Source organism: Sporolactobacillus sp. KGMB 08714, from assembly GCF_036598985.1.
GTDB lineage: Bacteria > Bacillota > Bacilli > Bacillales > Sporolactobacillaceae > Sporolactobacillus.
Window position 1 is genome coordinate 38,147 of sequence record NZ_JAUUBW010000025.1, and the last position, 19,098, is coordinate 57,244.

Below are 19,098 nucleotides of genomic sequence, written 5' to 3' on the forward strand. Positions count from 1 at the left end.
TCCCTTAAGATAACGGCCACGTCCCATACCGGGACCATTATTTTGTGCGTGCGGAAGGGTGAACAACCCGGGCGCTGCAGAATTCTTCTGAGCTGTTCGAGCTTGGCGCCATTTGAAGGAAGAATCCATCGGCGGCAGCAAATGCGTTTATTCGGCCTGTTCGGAGCCCGTCACCATTTGAAAAGTACTTTATTCAACGGCCGGAGCTTTTTCGCAAATCGAATAAGTCCCCCGTTCATTGATGATCAGATGCTCGGCAGAACTTACCTCCAACATTTCAGGATACTCATTTGCGGACCGCCGGGGTGCCATCCGTTCACAGAGCTGATAGCGGAACTGCGCCGCTCTCATCAGTTTGCTTTGAAAAACATTCAGCTGGACCGGAACCGGGATCTTGCGGCCGTTCATCAGATGGACCATGACATGCCTCTCACCGCACTTTCTCCAATCCCTGATATGTGTGTGCGAAAGCCAGACACATTCCCGTCTTGCTTCTGACATTAACGAGAAGAAGTAGAGGCCGAGCTCGCTGCAGATGCAGATCGGCGGCATGCTTTTGTAACCCATGGAAACCGCCCCCTTTTTTCTTCCGCTGAAGGTAGAGCCGAAATAACCGCATGAATAATGGAGCACCTGATAAGGCGTCTGCGGAAGCGAAAGGATTCGCTCCTCTTCAATAACCCATGTCTGCAGGCTGCCGTCCGGGCTATCGTACGGCAGTAAAGCCATCGTTTTCTGACTGATAATATACTGATCCATTCTACCCATCCTTTTCATTTTTGGTTGGTCAATCCGCTCTTTCGACCGGATCTGGAAGTAAACGCCTGAGGCCTGCCGTGCTTCATGCCCGTTTCAGGCGGCATTCATCCGCATGGATCCGCACGTGTCGATTTTTGGACGAGCATTCAGAGAAATTGCTTGGAAAAAGGAACCGCCGCAGGAGGGAAAAGCTTGGATTCGGCGATTGTCGTGAAGATAAAAAATAAAGCTTTCAGAGTGGGCAAAGAGTTTTTACTCTTTATTGTAAAGAAAATACCATAATTTTCAATTCTTTTCAATCGTTGATCACCGAAAAATCCAGCCGTTCAAAAAAAATTCAAATATGAACGAATCTTCCCTTTTAACTCAATGTTCGTCCCGGAGGGGTCTTACCAAACGGATTCGACAGCCGCTCGCTGAATTTTTTTCCTCCGTAAATCCACCCTGCCCACAGGACAAGCGATAGAAGAGAAATGAAAATTCCGGCGGTCAGACCGGGCGTCTGATAAGTAAAGCGGATCGTATTGTTCCCTTCATTTACCGGAACGATCATAAATCCATCCGTGTTGAGAATTTTCACGGGCTGCCCGTTGACGGTCGCACTCCAGCCTTGATCATATGGAACACTGAAGAAGGCGTACTTTTCGGAATCGGTACGAATTTTTGAAGTGAAGCCGTGCTGGTCGCGGTGAAAATAAGTGGACGCCTCGCTTGCCCGTGCCCGCACATCCTGAAGATAATTTCCGCTTTCAATCGAGTTCAGCTGAGAAATGGGAATCGGCAGCAAAAAGTTCTTCACCCGGCTGACTTCCGAAGGAGACAGAACCACGGCTTTAAGCAGTGCCAGATGCCGGTCTTCCGCCGGGATCATGTTGAACTGTTTGGTTGTCATGTAATAGTCGTACGTAAATCCGATCGGCAGCACGTTTTTATTTTCATAAACATAGACGGTATTTGTTCCATTATTAAATTGCGCGTAGAGATAGCCGTTTTTATCCTGGACCGTATCGATGTAAAATCGTTCGGAGAGCAGCGGCTGAAGGCCGAAATAGCTGTCGGGAATAATCGTCTTGACTTCACGCGGGTCGTCGAGAGATCTGTAAAAATTAAAAATCGAGCCGTTGACCATGCTCGTAAATGAATTTACGGTCGGCGTATTGGAAACCATCGGCAGATTCGATCCGTCATCGCTGATTCCCACCCGATAATCCTCGCTTTTCGGCAGAACCGCGTTCAGAAACCGGGCCGTTTTTATCAGCGTATTATAGATATCGCTTCCCGACTGATAGCTGTAAACACTGTTCGTGACTTCAATATTGAATAATCCCAGTCCGCCCGAAAATAGAACGAGCACCGCCGTCGTCACGAGCGTCCAGTATTTTGTGCTTTTAAAGCGCCCGATCAGATAGTAGGTGCCCGCCAGGCCGGCCAGAGTGACACTCAGATAGAAAAGGAAAAGATCCGGACGAAAGACAGCGCTTTTTTCACTCGGGCTCCATGGATAAAAGAACAGAAAAACGGCAAGCAAAGCCGTGGCACCGGCTGTGATCAGCCACCCCTTTCTGATACTTCTGATGCTGATCTCGTTTCTTTTTTCAAGGACGACAGCCGACATCAGTGCCATAATCAGAACCGGCATATAGAACCAGCGGGCATAGTAGGAGGCGTTCAGTACGTAGAACAGGCTGTTCAGGAGCGGTATGCAGGCCATGATCAAAGACAGGAGCGTAATCCGCGACATCCAGTTTTTCCGTTCTCCGATCATCATCGTGATCACCAGAACCGGCCCGAACAGCGGCAGGTACGCACCGCTGGAAGTAAAATCCGAATCATAAATGGCGGACTGGTACGGCATCAGATCGGCCGGCATCAGGAACGCCTTAATAATTTCCAGATAGCGGGCTCCGTCAAACGTTAAAGCGCTTGGTCCGTAAAGGAAAGCATTCAGGCGCGGGTTCTGGACAGTAAAAAGAACGGCAGGAAGAAAAAGAAAGCAGGCCATGCCTAAACCGACAGCCCCCTCGAGCAGACATTTAGGAAGCGCCCGTATGTATTTTCGAATATCTTCAGCCAAAAACCGTATACAGAAATAGAGAATCAGAAAGACAAGCTCGCCCATGAAAAAGAAAAAATTCAATGTGGCGTTCAGCGCGACCGCTGCCGCAAACCAGCCGTGCTTTCGGTCCTCTACTAATTTATCCATGCCTGCCAGCAGCAGAGGAAAAAACGCAATTACATCCTGAAAGTGATTGAACATCAGATTGACGACGGAAAAGCCGGAAAAGGCGTAGAGCAAGGCGCCCATTGCCGCATAATGCTTATCGGATACATAACGTTTCATATATCCGAACGCGGTCATTCCCGCAACGCAGTATTTCAGCATCAGCATCGGACCGATAATGTACGGAAAAAAAGAAGCGGGAAAAAGCAGGCTGAGCCAGAAAAAAGGGCTGCCCAGCGTATAAAAGCTGTAAGAACCGATAAAATTACTTCCAAGATCCGTTGCCCAGCTCCAAAATATATCTCCGTGCTTAATCGAGCTGTTGCTGAGCATGTTAAACGGGATCTGCTGATAATTAAAATCGCCCACAAGCGTAAACAGGCCCTTATTGATGATAATGGAAGGAAGAAACATCAGTCCGGAAGTCAGCAGACAAAGCAAAAACACTTTGGTGTAATCAGATTGAAAGGTCTTTTTCAGTACGGAAACAGCCATGGCCGACAGGCTCCTCCTTCATCCGTGCGGCAAATATTCAAAATAAGTTCTATTCTTATTATGCATGACCGGGCTGTTTTTTGAAACAAATTTCAGCCCGAATCAAAAAATCCGCGCCCGTTATCTATGTCTGTTACATATCATTCGAACGGCGCACAGCGAATATGAATCTCAAAATACCGCAAAATCTTTGGCTTCGGGAAAATATCATGCGATAATAAACGGGAAAGTTCTGAAATAAAGTTTAGCGGAGATGATTCATCCTGATTAAAATAAGCGACAGGGAAATGGAAACCGTCAGGCAGCAGGTAAGGAGCTGCACCGTCACGCTGACAGACGGGACAACGGTTCCGGCAATTGGCCAGGGAACATGGCATATGGGCGATGTCCCGTCCAAAAGGAATACTGAAATTGAAGCACTCAGACTGGGGATCCGGCTCGGAATGACGCTGATCGATACTGCCGAGCTTTACGGCTATGGAAAATCCGAGCGGGTCGTCGGCGAGGCAATCAGCGGACTTCGCGATCAGGTTTTTCTTGTCAGTAAAGCTCTGCCCAGCCATGGCGATCCGAAAAGCCTGGCCGCTGCGTGCGAGAACAGCCTCCGCAGGCTCGGGACCGACCATCTGGATCTCTACCTGCTTCACTGGAAAGGCACCGTCCCGATTGAAGAAACCATTGAAGGAATGGAAACATTAAAGAAAAACGGAAAAATTTTGCGCTGGGGCGTGTCGAACTTCGACAGGGCAGACATGGAAAACATGTGGAGCAGAACGAACGGATCCAACTGCGCAGCCAATCAGGTCCTGTACCATCTGGGATCACGCGGCATCGAAGTGGATCTGCTCCAGTGGCAAAAAGAACAGCACATGCCGGTCATGGCTTACTGCCCGCTCGCTGAAGCAGGCTCGCTCAAGAAACGGCTTTTAACAGATCCGGCAGTGTCCGGCATCGCGGCTGCTCACGGGATCACGCCGCTGCAGCTGCTGCTCGCCTGGTGCATCCGCCGCCGTGCCGGATCAGAACGCGTCATTGCTATTCCGAAAGCCGGACAGCCGGAACATGTCCTGGAAAATGCCCGGGCCGCAGCCGTCATCCTTTCCGATGCCGAGCAGGCCGCGCTGGATCGGGCCTTCCCCCGCCCATCGCGCAAAGTCCCGCTGGACATTGTATAATAGGCATATCCCCTGAGCTCAGCTCTTAAATGAAACAGCAAGATGCATGATTATGGCAAGGCGATCGGAGACTTACCGCAGTCTTTCCGCATGCCCGAAAAGAGGAGCCTTTTATGGAATATATCATTAAATTCGTTTATGGATTCATTCTGCCGCCCGGGCTGTTTGTGACTCTGCTCGTTATTTTGAGCATACGGATCCGGCGGCATCGCCCTGTTGCCATTATCACAGGGAGCCTGGCTGTTCTCCTTTATCTCTCCTACATACCGATTACGGGCGATCTGCTCCTTCATCCGCTCGAAAACGCTTATCAGCCGCCTTCTCACCCAAGTGGAGACGTCATCGTCATGCTCGGCGGCGGGGCGACCCCGGACACCCCCGATATCAACGGAAAGGGACAATTATCCGGCGACGCGGCAAATCGTCTTTTAACGACTTTCCGATTATATAAATTAACCGGCCTGCCGATTATCTTATCAGGAGGAAAAGTCTTCCCGGACAGCGGCATTGAGGCAGATATCGCCAAACGGCAGCTGATCGTTTTAGGCGTCCCCGGAAATAAAATCATGACGGAAAACAAAAGTATCACGACCACGCAAAATGCCCGAAATACGAAAGCGGTCATGCGTGCCCATCGGCTTAATCGCCCTATCCTCGTCACTTCCGCATTTCATATGCGCCGGGCCGTGATGAATTTTAATAAAACAGGCGTGCAGGTCCAGCCTTATCCGACGGACTATCTGACCAGCCGCAGACTGTCCGTCTATCCGATGCAATTTGTCCCTTCGGAGGGCTCCGCAACTTCTACGGCCGTGAAGGAATATATAGGGATCCTGGCCCTGTATTTCTGACGTCCGTCTGCCTGTATGCGATCCGTAAAAATTGACAGACAAAAAAGCCCGTCAACGGCTATTCTATGGCACCGGCCTCATCACTCAGCGGAAGCAAAAGACGCCTCCGAAAAACTTTCGAAGACGTTCTTTTGTGCCATTTATTTAAACGGGTTATAAAAACGGCCGCCCTGCTGAAAAGCAAGCATCAGCGAAAGAATAAACAGCATCGCACAAAATCCGATGGCCGCATAATCGCGTGCAGTAAACGACTGTGCTCTGTACCAGGTTCTCTTTTTCTTCTTGCCGAAGCCGCGCAGCATCATGCCGTTGCTGATCACTTCGATACGGTCAAGGCTTGAGAAGATTAACGGAATAACAATGGCCGCTCCATTTTTCATTCTTTTCCGGAACTTCGTTTTTTTTGAAAGATCAATCCCCCTTGCCTGTTGCGCCAGAGCAATTTCGCGATAGTCGCGCTGAATATCGGGAATGTAACGGAGCGTGATTGCGATAGCGTAGGCGATCCGGTAACTGATGCCGATCTTATTCACCGACGCAGCAAATTCGCTTGGATTCGTCGTCACAATAAAAAGCAGGGCGAACGGGATGACACTGAAATACTTCAGCGTAATATTGAATTCGTAAAAAAGCTGTTCCATAGTGAGCGAATAGTGTCCGGGCAGCTGCAAAATCACATGTTTCGTACTGTAAATTCCGACTCCCTGCTGAGGCGCAAAAGCAAAAATAGCCAGATCATTGAGCAACAGAAAAAGAAGAATAAATGTCAGAATAAACGAAACTTCGCGAAATCGGATTCCGGACAGTTTAAAAACCGCGAGACCTGTGATCAGCATAGCGAGCAAAATTCTCGTATCATAAGTGCTCATTCCGACGACGGACAAAATTATAAAACAGACAAGCTTTGCGGCGCCTGTCAGCCGGTGAATCGGAGACGGCCGGTCAATAAAACTCAGCATTCGCATGTCCATAATGCGAGCGCTCCTCTCTTTCTTCAACAATGAACCGTTCCACAAAATCAGGCGGATCAGGGAAACCTATCCGCTCCGCAAGACGGAAAAGCGAGGTTGTCTTTAAGCCGGCCCGTGCGGCCGTTTCAGGATCGGATAGCAGCTGTGCCGGGGATCTGTCGGCAATTTTTACACCGTCCGTCATGACAATGGCCCGATCTGTATATTCAAGCAGGAGATGCATGTCGTGAGTAATCATAACGATGGTCATGCCCTGATTGTTCAGCTGATCCAGAAATCGCATGATCTCTGTGTAATGTCTGTAATCCTGCCCTGCTGTCGGTTCATCAAGAATCAGGATATCCGGCCGGAGGACAAGAATAGAAGCAATGGTTACCCGCTTTTTCTGCCCAAAGCTGAGTGCGGAGACCGGCCAGTGTCTGAATGGATACAGGCCGCAGATTTTCAACGTCTCATAGACCCGCTCTTCGATTTTCCGCGGGTCCGTCCCGCGAATCCTAAGGCCGAACGCCACTTCATCGAAGATCATCTGCTGCGAAATCATCTGATTCGGGCTCTGCATGACAAGACCGATATGTTCGGACCGTTCTTTAATCGTCCAGTCTTTCATATCGCTGCCCTGAAAGAAAAGACTGCCGGACATAGGTTTTTCCAAACCACAAATCAATTTCGTCAGCGTCGATTTCCCCGCTCCGTTCTTTCCCACGATACCGATTCTTTCTCCCTTCCCGATTGAAAAGGAAACATCACGTAAAACCGGTAGACCGGTTTTATACTGAAAGGACACCTGACTGAGATTTAAAGCAGAAGCAGCAGCCGCTTTATCTTCATCGCGACCTTTCGCCTGCGCCCATGAAACAAGCGGTTTCCGGATAACGGAAAGATCCAGCGTCTCAATGTGCTCCGGATGCAGATCCGGCGTTACCGCGATGCCTGCCTTTTTCAGAGCGGAAAGATAAAGCGGCTCCCGGACCCCGTTTTTTCTCAGAACTTCCGAGGCAAGCAGTTTATTGGGCGGGGCATCTGCCACAATTCTTCCTTCCGATAGGACGATTACGCGATCAACATCGATTTCCAGCACATCTTCGAGACGATGCTCAATGATAACAACCGTGATGCCGCTTACCCGATGAATGCGGTCGATCAGCTGCATCGTCTGTTTTCCGGCCGCGGGATCCAGATTGGCAAGCGGTTCATCAAAAAGAAGAAGGCGGACAGGGTCAACCAAAACTCCGGCAAGCGACACCCTCTGCTTCTGCCCGCCTGACAGATCATGCGGCGACCGGTCAAGAAAAGCGTTCATTCCTACCCGAACCGCAGCCGTGCGAACCCTTTCCTTCATCTCTTCTTGAGCGACGGCATCGTTTTCCAGCGCAAATGCAATATCTTCTCCGACCGTCAGCCCGATAAATTGGGCATCCGTATCCTGGAGGACGGTCCCCACTGTTTTTGAGAGATCAAACAGGCTCCGGTCTCTTGTCTCATGCCCCATTACTTTAACCGATCCTTGCATTTCTCCCTTGTAAGAATTCGGAATCAGTCCATTCATGCAGTTTCCAAGCGTACTTTTCCCACATCCGGACGGACCGGCAATCAGTGCGATCTCCCCTTCAAAAATGTCAAGATTCAGATCATGCAATGTAGGACTTTCCTGACTGACGTACTTGTAACTGAAGTTTTTAAATGAAACAATGGCTTTTTTCATAAGAATTCCTGACGTTTTTTCATAGATTTCACAGGTTGGAAATCACGCTTCTTTCTTAAGGCTCCCCTTTTTCGTTTGTGTTTTTGCATAAATCCAGATAAGCAATGTCCCGAAAATTCCGACAGTCACGATATCAAGGATCCCGGCAACAAATCCTTGAAGGAAGACTTTATTTGCCGGTTCACTATAAATAACGATATCAAGAACCGGCGCGATCAGAAACCATCCGACGGCCTGAGTCATTACCTGAGTGGCATTGAAGATCACAACCGATTTCCAATCAAAAATGCCTTCGGTTATTTTCAAACGGCTGCTAATTAAACCGAACCCTACGCCGACTAACGTCGAAACAATGACCCAGCTCCACCAGACTGATCCATATTGAAGGGCATCACCCAGCGAATGACCGATCAGGCCAATCAGTCCGCCGGCTACAGGTCCGTAAATGACCGCTATTAATGCAAGAAAAATGTATGAAAGCTGAATGGTTGTGTTCGGCACAATACCGGCAGGAATTGAAATATAGCGCAGGATAATAAAAATTGCAGCCCCGATGCCGATCGCGACAATCGTTCGGATGGATAACAGTTCCTTACTGCTTTTAGCTTTTACCATTTTTGTCAGCACTTCCTTCTCTTAAAATGAATGAATAAGTTCTAAAAAGGCCATTTGCGGGATACAGCTGTTTTAATGCGGAGCACGGGGACTCTTTCAGCCGGGGAAAACCGGCCATTCCTAAATCATCCGTTCCTGCCGGTCATTTGATTATTCCGAATCATGTGTTCCCCCGATAACTTTACTCAGCAGCGGGCCTGGGAACGGCAGGCGATCGCGATTTTCTTTATTGTTGCAGTACCACCTCCTAAAAGTTATTCCGGAAAACTGTTAAAAAAGCTGTTTATCCCGTTTCCGCAGCATCACCTCCTTAAAGGCTGTTTTTCAAATAAACGGATCAACGGAAATTGGGGGCCTAAAACTGCCCTTGTATTTTCCTGAATGAAATGTGCCAGTTCGATCCCGTTCCGATGCTGTAAGCTTTGGCAAATGATCCCTGATTGATGGCGATTCCCATGTTTTGAAGAGAATTGACGTAGATCAGCGGCTCGCCGATCGCGACGGCGGCAAATGAACGGGCGAACGCCATCGTATTTTCATAAATATTCCGGGTATCGTTTCTGATGCTGACTTCAAGCCGCTCGCCTTGACGCACGTTGAGCTGATGAAACAGGCCGTGGCCGATGTTGGTCCAGAGATTGCCGAAACGCACGTCCAGCACATCAATCATTCCGGCGACACGGTTTTCTTTTTTGAAAGGCGGAACGATTGGCAGTTCGACAACCGAATCGGCCGGAACACGTTTTCCGAAATGATCGAAGTCAATGAGACCGGACGCCAGACGCGCCCCCGTATAGGCGTAAATGTCGCGGCCGAAAAATGTATAGGATTCTCCGGTATTCGGCAGTTTGTTAGCCTTTTCATCAAAGACACGCGCGCTTTCGATCCCGTCCATTTTTTTGATGTGTGTCAGAGTCCCGTTGTCCGGCGTGATGATATACTGGCCGCGCCGCGTTCTGGCAATAACGCTCCGCCGCGTTGATCCGACGCCCGGGTCGACGACCGAAACAAACACCGTTCCTCCAGGCCAATAGTCCACCGCCTGCCGCAGCCGGTACGACGCTTCCCACACGTTGTACTGAGGGATATCATGTGTCAGATCAAAAATCTTCAGCGTCGGATCCACCGTATTCGCTACCCCGTACATCGCACAGACAGCCCCGTCGACTAATCCGAAATCCGTTTGAAAAACCAGTGCTTTGCTCATTCCGTTCACCTTTCTTTATGAGTTTTCGTGCCGAACGACCGCCGGAATGTTCTGCAGCATGCCGTGCGATCCTTCCGCTCCGTTTCTGCCCGCACAAAAAACCCCGTCCTTAACTTATTATGAAAGGACGAGGTTTTATTCACGTGGTACCACCTTTATTCACCGGCTATTCACATCGCCGGCCTCAGCGAGTACGGAAGCAGCCCGAGGCGCATTCGTATACTCCGGTTTTGATAACAAGAACCTTAACTTGTCGCGGCTTACTTCGTCTGGAAATACACTGTTCGGCAGCGCAGCTCGGAGGCCATGTTCGAAAGCCGTCTTTTGCTCCCTTGCACCGAACGGAGCTCTCTGCAGAAAAGCCGGACTCTCTACTTCTTCTCTTCATCGCTTTTATTTATGCGTTCTTAAAACTTATTTCAGTTATAATCCTATTCTTCCCAAAAATCAAGATATAAAATCGCTCTAAAAATGACGTTCCCCACCGAGCGCGGAACATGGCCTCAATGAGATCACGGATGTCGTACACTGTGCACTCGGCCCAATCTGTGGAAGCTGAATGTCCTTTTCCGATCCAGATTGAAACGGATCGTCTTATCAAATAAAAGAATGAAGTAGCCCATGCAAAGAAAACTGATGGCTGTTCCGAGACTGATTCCGATCAGACGATGGCGGATGATGCCTGCTGCCAGCCCGAATAAAAGCGGGACGCCAAGCGAGATCCGCTGCGCGAGCACGACATTTCCGTGAAGATATTTATCACGCAAAATCTTCAGCAGGTCATCAAACGGATGGAGGACAAGATTAACCCGAAAATAGATCGACAGCGCGGCAGCGATGCACATCACGCCGATGACGCAAACGGCGATCCGGAGAAAAAGGCCGTTGATAGCGATAGACTGCATAACAAACAGCCAGCCGTCGATCACATAGCCGAACGAAAGGACATAAAGAAAATTATATACGTCCTTCATCCGATTCCAGCGCCGGCGCAGCAAATCGTCCGCAATCAGAGCGATAAAACCGATAATAATCAGTGCATTGCCGACCGTTATTCCAAGCATGTCGGACAGATTAAGCCCCGCGGCTGTCCAGGGTGCGGAACCCAGGGCGGCCTTGACGGTCAGGGCATTCCCAAAAGCATTCAGCAACACCGACAGGCACAGCAGAACAATTCCTTTTGCCATCTAATCGATAAGCCCCCAAAATTTATTAAACTTTTTTCCATTGTATGAGCGGACAAAGAGACGGTTACCGGTATCTGCCCCCTCAGCAGGAAGGCTGCGTACGGCGGTTTTCCTCCATTCGTTATACATCACCCGCACCCGGATTGCACAATTTCTGCTCTGATTCGATTCCTCAAAGAGCACGGATCTGACCAATTGGCAAGGAAAATCATTTTCTTTTCATGCAACAATCATTCTATCAGCCTGCCGGAAAAAGTCACGACTTTTTTATAAATTTTTTTCAGCAGCCTGCACTTGGCCGCCCATCCCTGCGGATTACCGCCCGTCTATGCTCTCTTCGGGGGAAAACGCCGAGTATTCCTGCAATCGTGAAAAAAAGTGCACCGCCGTAAAATTGAAAAAAGATCAAAATTCTAGGCAGGGGATCCCGACTGGCCCCGATGTCTGCCGGACGCCCATCTCAGACCGTTTTTTCTTTAATCCGGGCACATTTTTCAACAAAGCAGCGGAATAAGTGATTCATTAACGCATCTCCGCCTGCCGCCATCGATTCCGGATGCCATTGAATGCCCAGAATCCGGTCATTATTTACATGTTCGGCCGCCTCAATGATCCCGTCGGGGGCGAAAGCAACTGCCCGAAGCTCGGCAGCCAGCGTTTTGATCGCCTGGTGATGCAGACTGTTGACATACAGCGTCTTCCTGCCGTTCAGCAGAGTAAAAAGGCGGCTGTCTTCCAGCACCCGCACGCTGTGGCTCGTTTTCGTCCGCGGCACTTTCTGAGTATGCTGCAAAGCCTGTTTCATTTCGGAAGGGAGATCCTGAATCAGTGTCCCGCCGAATGCGACATTCATGACCTGGAGGCCGCGGCAAATCCCGAATACCGGTTTGCCTGCTGCGATCACCCTTCTCATAAGAAGCAGTTCGGATGCATCCCGTTCCGTATCAAATGCATAGATCTGCGGAGACGGCGACTCCCCATAAAATCTCGGATCGACGTCGCTGCCGCCGCTGAAAAGGAATCCGTCGCACAGGCCCTCATAGTTCTCAGTCACGTTATCCGGAGCAATCGGCAGAATGATCGGAACAGCTCCTGCCGAAATCAGCGACTTTACATAATCCTCATGAGTATAGGGGCCCTGAACAAAATCATTTTTCTTCATAAATCCACAGGTAACACCGACGATCGGCCGGTCACTCATAGTCCATCTCTCCCACTTCCATAAAAAGCTTTTAGCAACAATATAGTGGACTTTTTATGCAGCGTCAATTAGGAAACATATTTATCCCATTAGAATACTGAGCTTTTCGGGATTCATTCAAAATCATTTATCGAGATTGCCAAGCTCATACATCGCATCTGCATAGATGGCTGCAGCCAGCAGCAGATCGTCTACTCTCACATGTTCATCAACCTGATGGCCGGTATACGGATAATTCGGCATGCAGGCGCCGAAAGCCACTCCCGCGTCAAGATACTGGGCGTAGGTCCCGCCTCCCGAAGTCAGCAGTTTAACATTCTTTTCCCCGGTATGATCTTCATATACTTGCTTCAGGATCTGCACGCCGCGATGCTTCGGATCCACATACAGCGGTTTTTCTGTCCCAAGTTCGCCGACAGACAGGCCCAGTTTCTCAACGGACGCCGTCAGTGTCCCGGCAATCTGATCAAGCGGAGCCTTGATCGGGCAGCGGATATCCAGTGAGACGGTGCCGCCGCCTGCCTGATTGTACCGCACAAGACCTGCATTGACCGTCAGCTCACCGGAAATATCGTCTCGGAAGGCAATGCCCAGCCGTTTGCCGGCAAAATCGCCGCTCAGCGTTTCGGCAAGAAAAGCGATAAACGCTCTTTCAGAATGGGAAAACGGAAGATCAGCAAGCGCTCCGGCAAGCAGAAAAGCCGCGTTCACACCGTTCGCCGGCTCCGATCCGTGCGCCGATTTCCCCTTGACCGTCAGCTTCAGGCCGTTCGCCTGTGTTTCGACTGAAAAAGCAATTTGTTTTTCTTTCAAATAATTTTGAGCGGCAGCCAGCCATTTTTCGGCTTCCGCCCCGGTCAGCACGGCATAGGCGTAATCCGGAACCATGTTGACCCGCTCGCCGGAATAAAAAGCGGACAGATGCACCGGCGCCGCCTCTTCCTTCGCCGCCAGATCAATGCGTATGTGGATCCGGCCCTTCTCGGCAAAAATCAGCGGAAACTCGGCATCCGGCGCAAAACCGAACAGAGACATCGGTTCAAGTTCATTGTATTTAACCATGCATGCACAGCCGCTCTCTTCATCGGTACCAATCACCAGGCGGATCCTGTTTTTAATCGGCAGCCCCGAATCTCTCAAGGATTTTAGCGCGTAATACGCCGCCATTGTCGGTCCTTTATCATCAATCGCGCCGCGGGCGTAAAGCGTGCCGTTTTCCACGTAGCCCGAAAAAGGATCATGCGCCCATTTGCCGGTCGCCGGAACCACATCGACATGCCCGAGGACGGCAATATAATCCTCCGCGTCTTCAGGACCGTATTCAATGAACCCCGCGTAGCCCTGCAGGTTCTTTGTTCTGAAACCGTCGCGCTTTCCAAGCTCCAGCATTTTTTCCAGAGCTTCAAGCGGCCCGGGCCCGAATGGTGCACCTTCCTTGGCTGCCGCGGCATCCTTTGTACTTTTAATCGCCAGCAGCGACCCAAGATCATCGAGAAAATCTTTTTTATCAAATGTAGCTTTGACAGTACCGCTCATGATTAACGCATCCTTTAGCAAAAATTTACGATATTTCCTGATATAGAAACATTCTAGCACAAAAATTTTATCAGAGGAAAGCGCCGATCCCGGTAAAGCCTGTGAAAGATATGTGAAGCGTCAGCCGACACCCCTGGGCAAAAGTGAATGAAACCGTGCCGATTTATCCAGGACCCACGGCAACGATCAACAGCTTAACAGCCGATAAAGCGCGGCGACGACCGATAAACTTGGCCCGACGACCGTTAAAGCGAACTTGGCCGATAGACCCGCGAATCCCGCCGGTAAAAGCCCATATTCGGCCGGTAGACCCGCGAATCCCGCCGGTAGAAGCCCTAACTTTGAATTCCGGCAACGGCCGATAAAGCCGCGAGAAATGTCGTTCAGCAGTAGATTCGACCGGGGGGCGTTGTTTTACCGAACGATCGCCCGCCGTGACCGCATCGCTCCAAGCGAAAGCGCTTTTTTAAAGTAAAAGTTCTCCTTTACTCTCTGCCGGCGGCCGATCATCCTCCCAAAAGTGCTATCGCCCCGGCAGATGGACTTTTCCCGCTGAGCGGCAATTGATCCGCGCAACCCGCCGTTTTAGACCCGCCGGCAGTTACCCTGGGCAGCACGGCTTACAGTCTCTGCTGCACGGCCCGCAGCAAATTTTCGCCGTCAGACAAAGCGGCCGTCAATCCCGGGCGCGTAAAACAAAAAACGCTGCAACCGGATCATGCAGCGCTTTCTCTCTTCTCGATCATTGTTCCTTCCAATCGTCCGCCGGCTCAGCTTCTGATGAAGGAACAGTTTTCCACAATTTCTTCCCATTTCATATATTTTCGCTTGATATCTTCTTCGATCAGCTGACTGCCTATCTGAACCTCGATCAGCTCCATCGGATCATCCGCTTTGATCGCGTGCATCGTTTCAGCGGGGACGATCACAACATCCCCCGGCTTGATCGGACGAATAACGCCGTTCGCCGCATACTGCCCGCACCCTTTCACAACCGTCCAGACTTCCTGGCGCATGTGATGGCAGTGATAACTGATGTTTTCCCCTGGCTTGATCTTGATTTTTTTCGTCAGTACTTCCTCTTCGTCTTTTTCATAGCTTGTATAATCCAGCACCCTGTATGAACCCCAGTGCCGTTCCTCATACATCGGCCGCTGGTCGAATCCTTTCATAACCTCTTTGATCCTCGGGCTCTGCTCTTTGTCCGAAACAAGAATCCCGTCCGGGCTGACGGCGACAACCGCATTGGAAATGCCGAGTACCGTGACCGGAAGATCCAGTTCATTGATCAGGTGCGTGTTCTCCGAATCTTGGCTGATAATCCCCTTGCCGATCTGATTCGTCGCCATCTCTTCGGTCAGCGTACTCCAGGTACCCAGGTCTTTCCAGAATCCGTCATACGGCAGGGCAACAATATTCTTCGCTTTTTCCACGACGGCATAATCGAAGCTGATTTTCGGCAGCCTGTTAAATTGTTTCAGCAGCTCATCATAGTGAACGGGCAGGTTCAGGGCTGCAAATTTTGAGATCATATAATCGAGTTTGAAGGCAAATACACCGCAGTTCCACAGAGCAGACTCGGCGATCAGCTTTCGGGCCTGTTCTTCTTCCGGCTTTTCCGTAAAATGATCAACCTGTATATAGTCGTGATTTTCCTTCTTTACAGGCACGATGTATCCGTACTTTTCCGATGGGTAGGTCGGTTTAACCCCCATCAGCGCCAAATCGGCATTTGTACGGTCAAGCAGCTTTTCCAGATCCTGAATCCGTCTGAAAAACGCCGTATCCACATAAGGATCGACCGGCAGTACCGCCACCACATCGTCAAGGCTTGCTCCCGTACGTGTATACAGATATGAAGCAGCGAGGGCGATGGCCGGGAACGTATCCCGCCTCTCAGGCTCGACAATCAGCGGTACATCCCGGCCAAGCTGATTCTGAAGCATCTCCACCTGGCTCCGGCCCGTTGCAATCACGGTTGAACCGGCAAGTCCGACTTCGCAAAGCTGTCCGTAGACCCGCTGAACCATGGACGACAAACGCTCCTGATGATTTTCAAGTACCCTTAGAAATTGTTTAGAACGCGCATCGTTGGACAATGGCCACAGCCGTTTTCCCGATCCGCCGGATAAAAGTACCAAACGCATATTGACCTCTTCCTCTCCCTATCCAATACCTATACCATTATACAGGCAGTACCCTATTAGTCCTATTATGACATGGAGGCCGGAGGATAATCAATATGGTATCCCGTGACAACGCCCCGAAGAGATTCAGTGTCAGAAGCCCCTGGAAAAATTATGTAAAAATGATACAGGATTTTTTTAATGATCATCGGAAAATGTTTTCACATGGCTGCGCGATCATTTTTTACGTCTTAAAAGGCCTGAAACCTGCATTTCTGTGTTTTTATACCAAAGTCATGAAAAATCCTGATGTTGAGGCATTTTTTAAGCAATAGCAACTGTACTGTACCAACAAAGCAGGAGGAGTTTAGCTCGGAGACCTTGTTGATGCGGGTCACCTTGTTATAATTTTTCGGGAATCCGGCCTGAAAAGGGCTGCTTTTGGATTGGCCCAGTCAAAAATCAGGCAGGGAGCGGGAACACTGTACAGGGTGTGTGCAGGCATTAGAGCCTGCGCGCACACATTCAGTCGGCCTTATAAAATGCCGCATTTTTGTCGTATTCATACCCGTTTTACAGAAGAACATTGGGACCCGTCTTCCGCCACCGGTTTTTCGGCATACTCCCGATTGTATGCTATGTTTGAACACGCCCTTGTTTAGATCGATTAATCATACGAAATCCCATATCCCATTTTGACGTGTCCACTATTTAGGCAAACTTTATAACAGCTATTTCAGCGGATTCATGACTCGTTTGTTTCAGATCCGCATAAACGGCGGGATACGCCGGTCCCGCAGATTACGGATTGAACGTTTCTTTTAAAACTTTTACGTCTCTCGCGGCCAGCGTTATCAGCTGTTTTTCGCGAGTTCCTGTCAGCAGATCTTCATATTCTCCTTCAAGCACAAACCGCTTTTCCTGATCCGTATGGTTAAGAATAAAATAATATCCTGCTGTTTTACTTTCCCTGACTGTTACTTCCACGCCTTCGGGAACAGCCATCGGCGGCGCCAGCCGGACATCTGCAACAATGCCGCGGATCAGCTTTTTTAAATAGGCTTCTTCGGGATCGGTGCCGACATAAAAAGCACGTCCGTTGCCGTAGACATGTTCCGTCACGGCCGGCATCCCCGCCAGATAGCCTTCTTTAAAACGGGCAAGCACCTGGGCCCCTTTTAAATGAATCACTTCTTCCCAGATCCGAATCGCCGCGTCGCCCCACGGTGTCGCGATCCGATGGCTCTGCCCTTTCTTCATCGGAGCAAACTCCTCCACGTAGATACCCAGTGCATCTTTATAGGCACCCGGATAGCCGCCGAGATAAATCCGGTCCTCTTTATCGACGATACCGCTGAAGAAATTAGTCACAAAGGTCCCGCCGCTCTGCACAAAATCCCTGACACGATCGCCAAAAGTCCGGGAGACCTGATAACTTGCCGGTGCGAAGACAATTTTATAGTGTTTCAGGTCTTCATCCGGAGAAATAAAGTCAACGGCGATATTCAGCTGATGCAGCACGTGGTAGTAATCGATCAGCTGATCGGGGTATTTTACCAGATTAGAAGGTTTAGAATCCAGTTCAAGTGCCCACCAGTTTTCCCAGTCAAAAACAATGGCCGCTTCGGCGCGGAATTTCGTTCCCACAAGTTCTCTGCATTTTTTCAATTCCTGGCCCAGTTCAGCAATTTCCCGGAAAACACGGCTGTTCTGATCATTGGAGTGCGGCACCATGCCGCTGTGAAACTTTTCCGCGCCGCCCTGAGAAGCGCGCCATTGAAAGAACATGATCCCGTCCGCTCCGTGAGCAACCGCTTCATAGCTCCAGAGACGCATCTGTCCCGGCGTCTTGACCGCGTTCTGCCCGCGCCAGTTGACCGCGCCCGGTGCCTGCTCCATCAGCAGGAAGGGCTGCTTTTTCAAGCTTCTTGTCAGGTCGTGGGCCATGAAATGCAGGTAGGGAGTCTCTTCATAAGGATCGGGATAAGCATCCCACGTCACCAGATCCATTTCCTTCGCCCATTTAAATCCGTTAATCGGTTTGTGCAGCCCCATCAGATTCGTCATCACCGGAATTTGCGGTGTATATTGTCTGATGACATCGCGCTCTGCCTTGAAGAGACTTAAGATAGAATCATTCATAAAACGTCTGTAATCCAGCTGCTGGTTGGGATTATGATGCGTCGGCATTTTCCCGGGAAGGTTAATCTCTTCCCAGTCATAATAGCGCTGGCTCCAGAAATCGGTCGACCAGCTTCTGTTTAAGGCAGCAATCGACCGATACTTTTCCCGCAGCCAGGTCCGAAAGGCCGCACGGCATGTGCCGCAGTAGCATTCAAAAACATGGCAGCCGAACTCATTATTAACGTGCCACATCGCAAGTGCGGGATGGTCGCGGTAGCGACGCGCAATCTGATCGACGAGTGCCCGGGCCAGCCGCCTGTAATCGCGGCTGTTCGGGCAATAATGCTGGCGCGACCCCGGCAGCAGATGCACACCGTTGATGTCAACCGGAAGCGACTGCGGATATTTCCGGGCCAGCCATGCCGGCGGCGCTGCTGTAGCGGTAGCCAGATCGGCGGCGATATGATTGTCTGCCAGCATATCCATGATTTTATCCAGCGTGCTGAAGTCATAGATGTCCTCATCCGGCTGCAAAAGCGCCCAGCTGAAAATATTCACGCTGACGTAATTGACACCGGCTTTCTTCATCAGGCGCATATCTTCCCGCCATACCGATTCATCCCACTGCTCCGGATTATAATCCCCGCCGTAATAAAAGTTGAGCTGTTTTTTCATACGACTCCCCTCCCCGATACAAATCGTCGAACATTATATTGATCAATGCAATGAAACTTCCGACCGGCAGATTTTTTCATAAACAGCATTAAAATAGGCCGCAATCTCAATTTGGCTTCTAGGATACGGAAGATGTTATTGTCATTCATGTACATGGTCCCGAATCATTTTACAACTAAAACTTGAAACACCAAAAACAGTGTTTAAGCCTTATCCGATAAGGGGGTAACACAAAAAATAAAAGCATGAA

The 19,098-nt window shown here is 49.9% G+C and carries 13 protein-coding genes and 1 other annotated feature; of the genes, 2 read left to right on the top strand and 11 right to left on the bottom strand.

Translation table 11 applies throughout. From position 1 onward, the window contains the following. Nucleotides 1–189 precede the first annotated feature (189 nt). Both Q6A92_RS12335 and Q6A92_RS12340 read right to left on the bottom strand, forming a co-directional pair. Complete coding sequence (locus Q6A92_RS12335; RefSeq protein ID WP_332238302.1) at nucleotides 190–759, bottom strand: competence protein ComK; 570 nt, start codon at nucleotides 757–759, stop codon at nucleotides 190–192. Between the two features lie 361 nt (nucleotides 760–1,120). Next, nucleotides 1,121–3,475 carry a YfhO family protein gene (locus Q6A92_RS12340; RefSeq protein ID WP_332238303.1) on the bottom strand — a complete coding sequence of 785 codons (2,355 nt, stop codon included), beginning with the start codon at nucleotides 3,473–3,475 and terminating at the stop codon, nucleotides 1,121–1,123. A gap of 287 nt (nucleotides 3,476–3,762) precedes the next feature. Here Q6A92_RS12340 and Q6A92_RS12345 point away from each other — a divergent pair, with 287 nt between their 5' ends. Further along, nucleotides 3,763–4,650: an aldo/keto reductase gene (locus tag Q6A92_RS12345; RefSeq protein ID WP_332238304.1), complete on the top strand. Its 888-nt coding sequence runs from the start codon at nucleotides 3,763–3,765 to the stop codon at nucleotides 4,648–4,650. Nucleotides 4,651–4,763: 113 nt separating this feature from the next. After that, complete coding sequence (locus tag Q6A92_RS12350; protein WP_332238305.1) at nucleotides 4,764–5,501, top strand: YdcF family protein; 738 nt, start codon at nucleotides 4,764–4,766, stop codon at nucleotides 5,499–5,501. 140 nt (nucleotides 5,502–5,641) lie between these two features. Here Q6A92_RS12350 and Q6A92_RS12355 read toward each other — a convergent pair whose 3' ends face one another. From Q6A92_RS12355 to Q6A92_RS12395, 9 genes are all read right to left on the bottom strand, one after another. Continuing rightward, nucleotides 5,642–6,472 (bottom strand): energy-coupling factor transporter transmembrane component T family protein, encoded by an 831-nt coding sequence (locus tag Q6A92_RS12355; protein WP_332238306.1) that lies wholly within the window; start codon nucleotides 6,470–6,472, stop codon nucleotides 5,642–5,644. Then, on the bottom strand, nucleotides 6,444–8,177 hold the full coding sequence (locus tag Q6A92_RS12360; RefSeq protein WP_332238307.1) for an ABC transporter ATP-binding protein: 1,734 nt from the start codon (nucleotides 8,175–8,177) through the stop codon (nucleotides 6,444–6,446). Before Q6A92_RS12360 ends, Q6A92_RS12355 begins: the two co-directional genes overlap by 29 nt. A gap of 42 nt (nucleotides 8,178–8,219) precedes the next feature. After that, nucleotides 8,220–8,792 carry an ECF-type riboflavin transporter substrate-binding protein gene (locus Q6A92_RS12365; RefSeq protein ID WP_274398393.1) on the bottom strand — a complete coding sequence of 191 codons (573 nt, stop codon included), beginning with the start codon at nucleotides 8,790–8,792 and terminating at the stop codon, nucleotides 8,220–8,222. A 355-nt stretch (nucleotides 8,793–9,147) separates the two neighbouring features. After that, complete coding sequence (locus Q6A92_RS12370; protein ID WP_274398391.1) at nucleotides 9,148–9,999, bottom strand: SAM hydrolase/SAM-dependent halogenase family protein; 852 nt, start codon at nucleotides 9,997–9,999, stop codon at nucleotides 9,148–9,150. Between the two features lie 120 nt (nucleotides 10,000–10,119). Continuing rightward, nucleotides 10,120–10,396: a binding site (T-box leader), on the bottom strand. Nucleotides 10,397–10,511: 115 nt separating this feature from the next. Further along, a complete protein-coding gene (locus Q6A92_RS12375; RefSeq protein WP_274398389.1) occupies nucleotides 10,512–11,186 on the bottom strand; it encodes a YczE/YyaS/YitT family protein in 675 nt (224 codons plus the stop codon). Nucleotides 11,187–11,646: 460 nt separating this feature from the next. Continuing rightward, entirely contained in the window at nucleotides 11,647–12,387 is a 741-nt protein-coding gene (locus Q6A92_RS12380; protein ID WP_274398387.1) for a gamma-glutamyl-gamma-aminobutyrate hydrolase family protein, read from the bottom strand. A gap of 123 nt (nucleotides 12,388–12,510) precedes the next feature. Continuing rightward, a complete protein-coding gene (pepV, locus tag Q6A92_RS12385; protein WP_332238308.1) occupies nucleotides 12,511–13,923 on the bottom strand; it encodes a dipeptidase PepV in 1,413 nt (470 codons plus the stop codon). 770 nt (nucleotides 13,924–14,693) lie between these two features. Further along, the gene (locus tag Q6A92_RS12390) at nucleotides 14,694–16,070 is read right to left on the bottom strand and encodes a sugar phosphate nucleotidyltransferase (protein WP_332238309.1); all 1,377 of its coding nucleotides are present in this window, start codon (nucleotides 16,068–16,070) and stop codon (nucleotides 14,694–14,696) included. Nucleotides 16,071–16,850: 780 nt separating this feature from the next. After that, complete coding sequence (locus tag Q6A92_RS12395) at nucleotides 16,851–18,848, bottom strand: beta-galactosidase (RefSeq protein WP_332238310.1); 1,998 nt, start codon at nucleotides 18,846–18,848, stop codon at nucleotides 16,851–16,853. Between the last annotated feature and the right edge of the window lie 250 nt (nucleotides 18,849–19,098).

Bases quoted from the DNA above. Each gene is read 5' to 3' on its own strand.
- Q6A92_RS12335 (WP_332238302.1), bottom strand. From the start codon at position 759: ATGGATCAGTATATTATCAGTCAGAAAACGATGGCTTTACTGCCGTAC.
- Q6A92_RS12340 (WP_332238303.1), bottom strand. From the start codon at position 3,475: ATGGCTGTTTCCGTACTGAAAAAGACCTTTCAATCTGATTACACCAAA.
- Q6A92_RS12345 (WP_332238304.1), top strand. From the start codon at position 3,763: ATGGAAACCGTCAGGCAGCAGGTAAGGAGCTGCACCGTCACGCTGACA.
- Q6A92_RS12350 (WP_332238305.1), top strand. From the start codon at position 4,764: ATGGAATATATCATTAAATTCGTTTATGGATTCATTCTGCCGCCCGGG.
- Q6A92_RS12355 (WP_332238306.1), bottom strand. From the start codon at position 6,472: ATGGACATGCGAATGCTGAGTTTTATTGACCGGCCGTCTCCGATTCAC.
- Q6A92_RS12360 (WP_332238307.1), bottom strand. From the start codon at position 8,177: ATGAAAAAAGCCATTGTTTCATTTAAAAACTTCAGTTACAAGTACGTC.
- Q6A92_RS12365 (WP_274398393.1), bottom strand. From the start codon at position 8,792: ATGGTAAAAGCTAAAAGCAGTAAGGAACTGTTATCCATCCGAACGATT.
- Q6A92_RS12370 (WP_274398391.1), bottom strand. From the start codon at position 9,999: ATGAGCAAAGCACTGGTTTTTCAAACGGATTTCGGATTAGTCGACGGG.
- Q6A92_RS12375 (WP_274398389.1), bottom strand. From the start codon at position 11,186: ATGGCAAAAGGAATTGTTCTGCTGTGCCTGTCGGTGTTGCTGAATGCT.
- Q6A92_RS12380 (WP_274398387.1), bottom strand. From the start codon at position 12,387: ATGAGTGACCGGCCGATCGTCGGTGTTACCTGTGGATTTATGAAGAAA.
- pepV (WP_332238308.1), bottom strand. From the start codon at position 13,923: ATGAGCGGTACTGTCAAAGCTACATTTGATAAAAAAGATTTTCTCGAT.
- Q6A92_RS12390 (WP_332238309.1), bottom strand. From the start codon at position 16,070: ATGCGTTTGGTACTTTTATCCGGCGGATCGGGAAAACGGCTGTGGCCA.
- Q6A92_RS12395 (WP_332238310.1), bottom strand. From the start codon at position 18,848: ATGAAAAAACAGCTCAACTTTTATTACGGCGGGGATTATAATCCGGAG.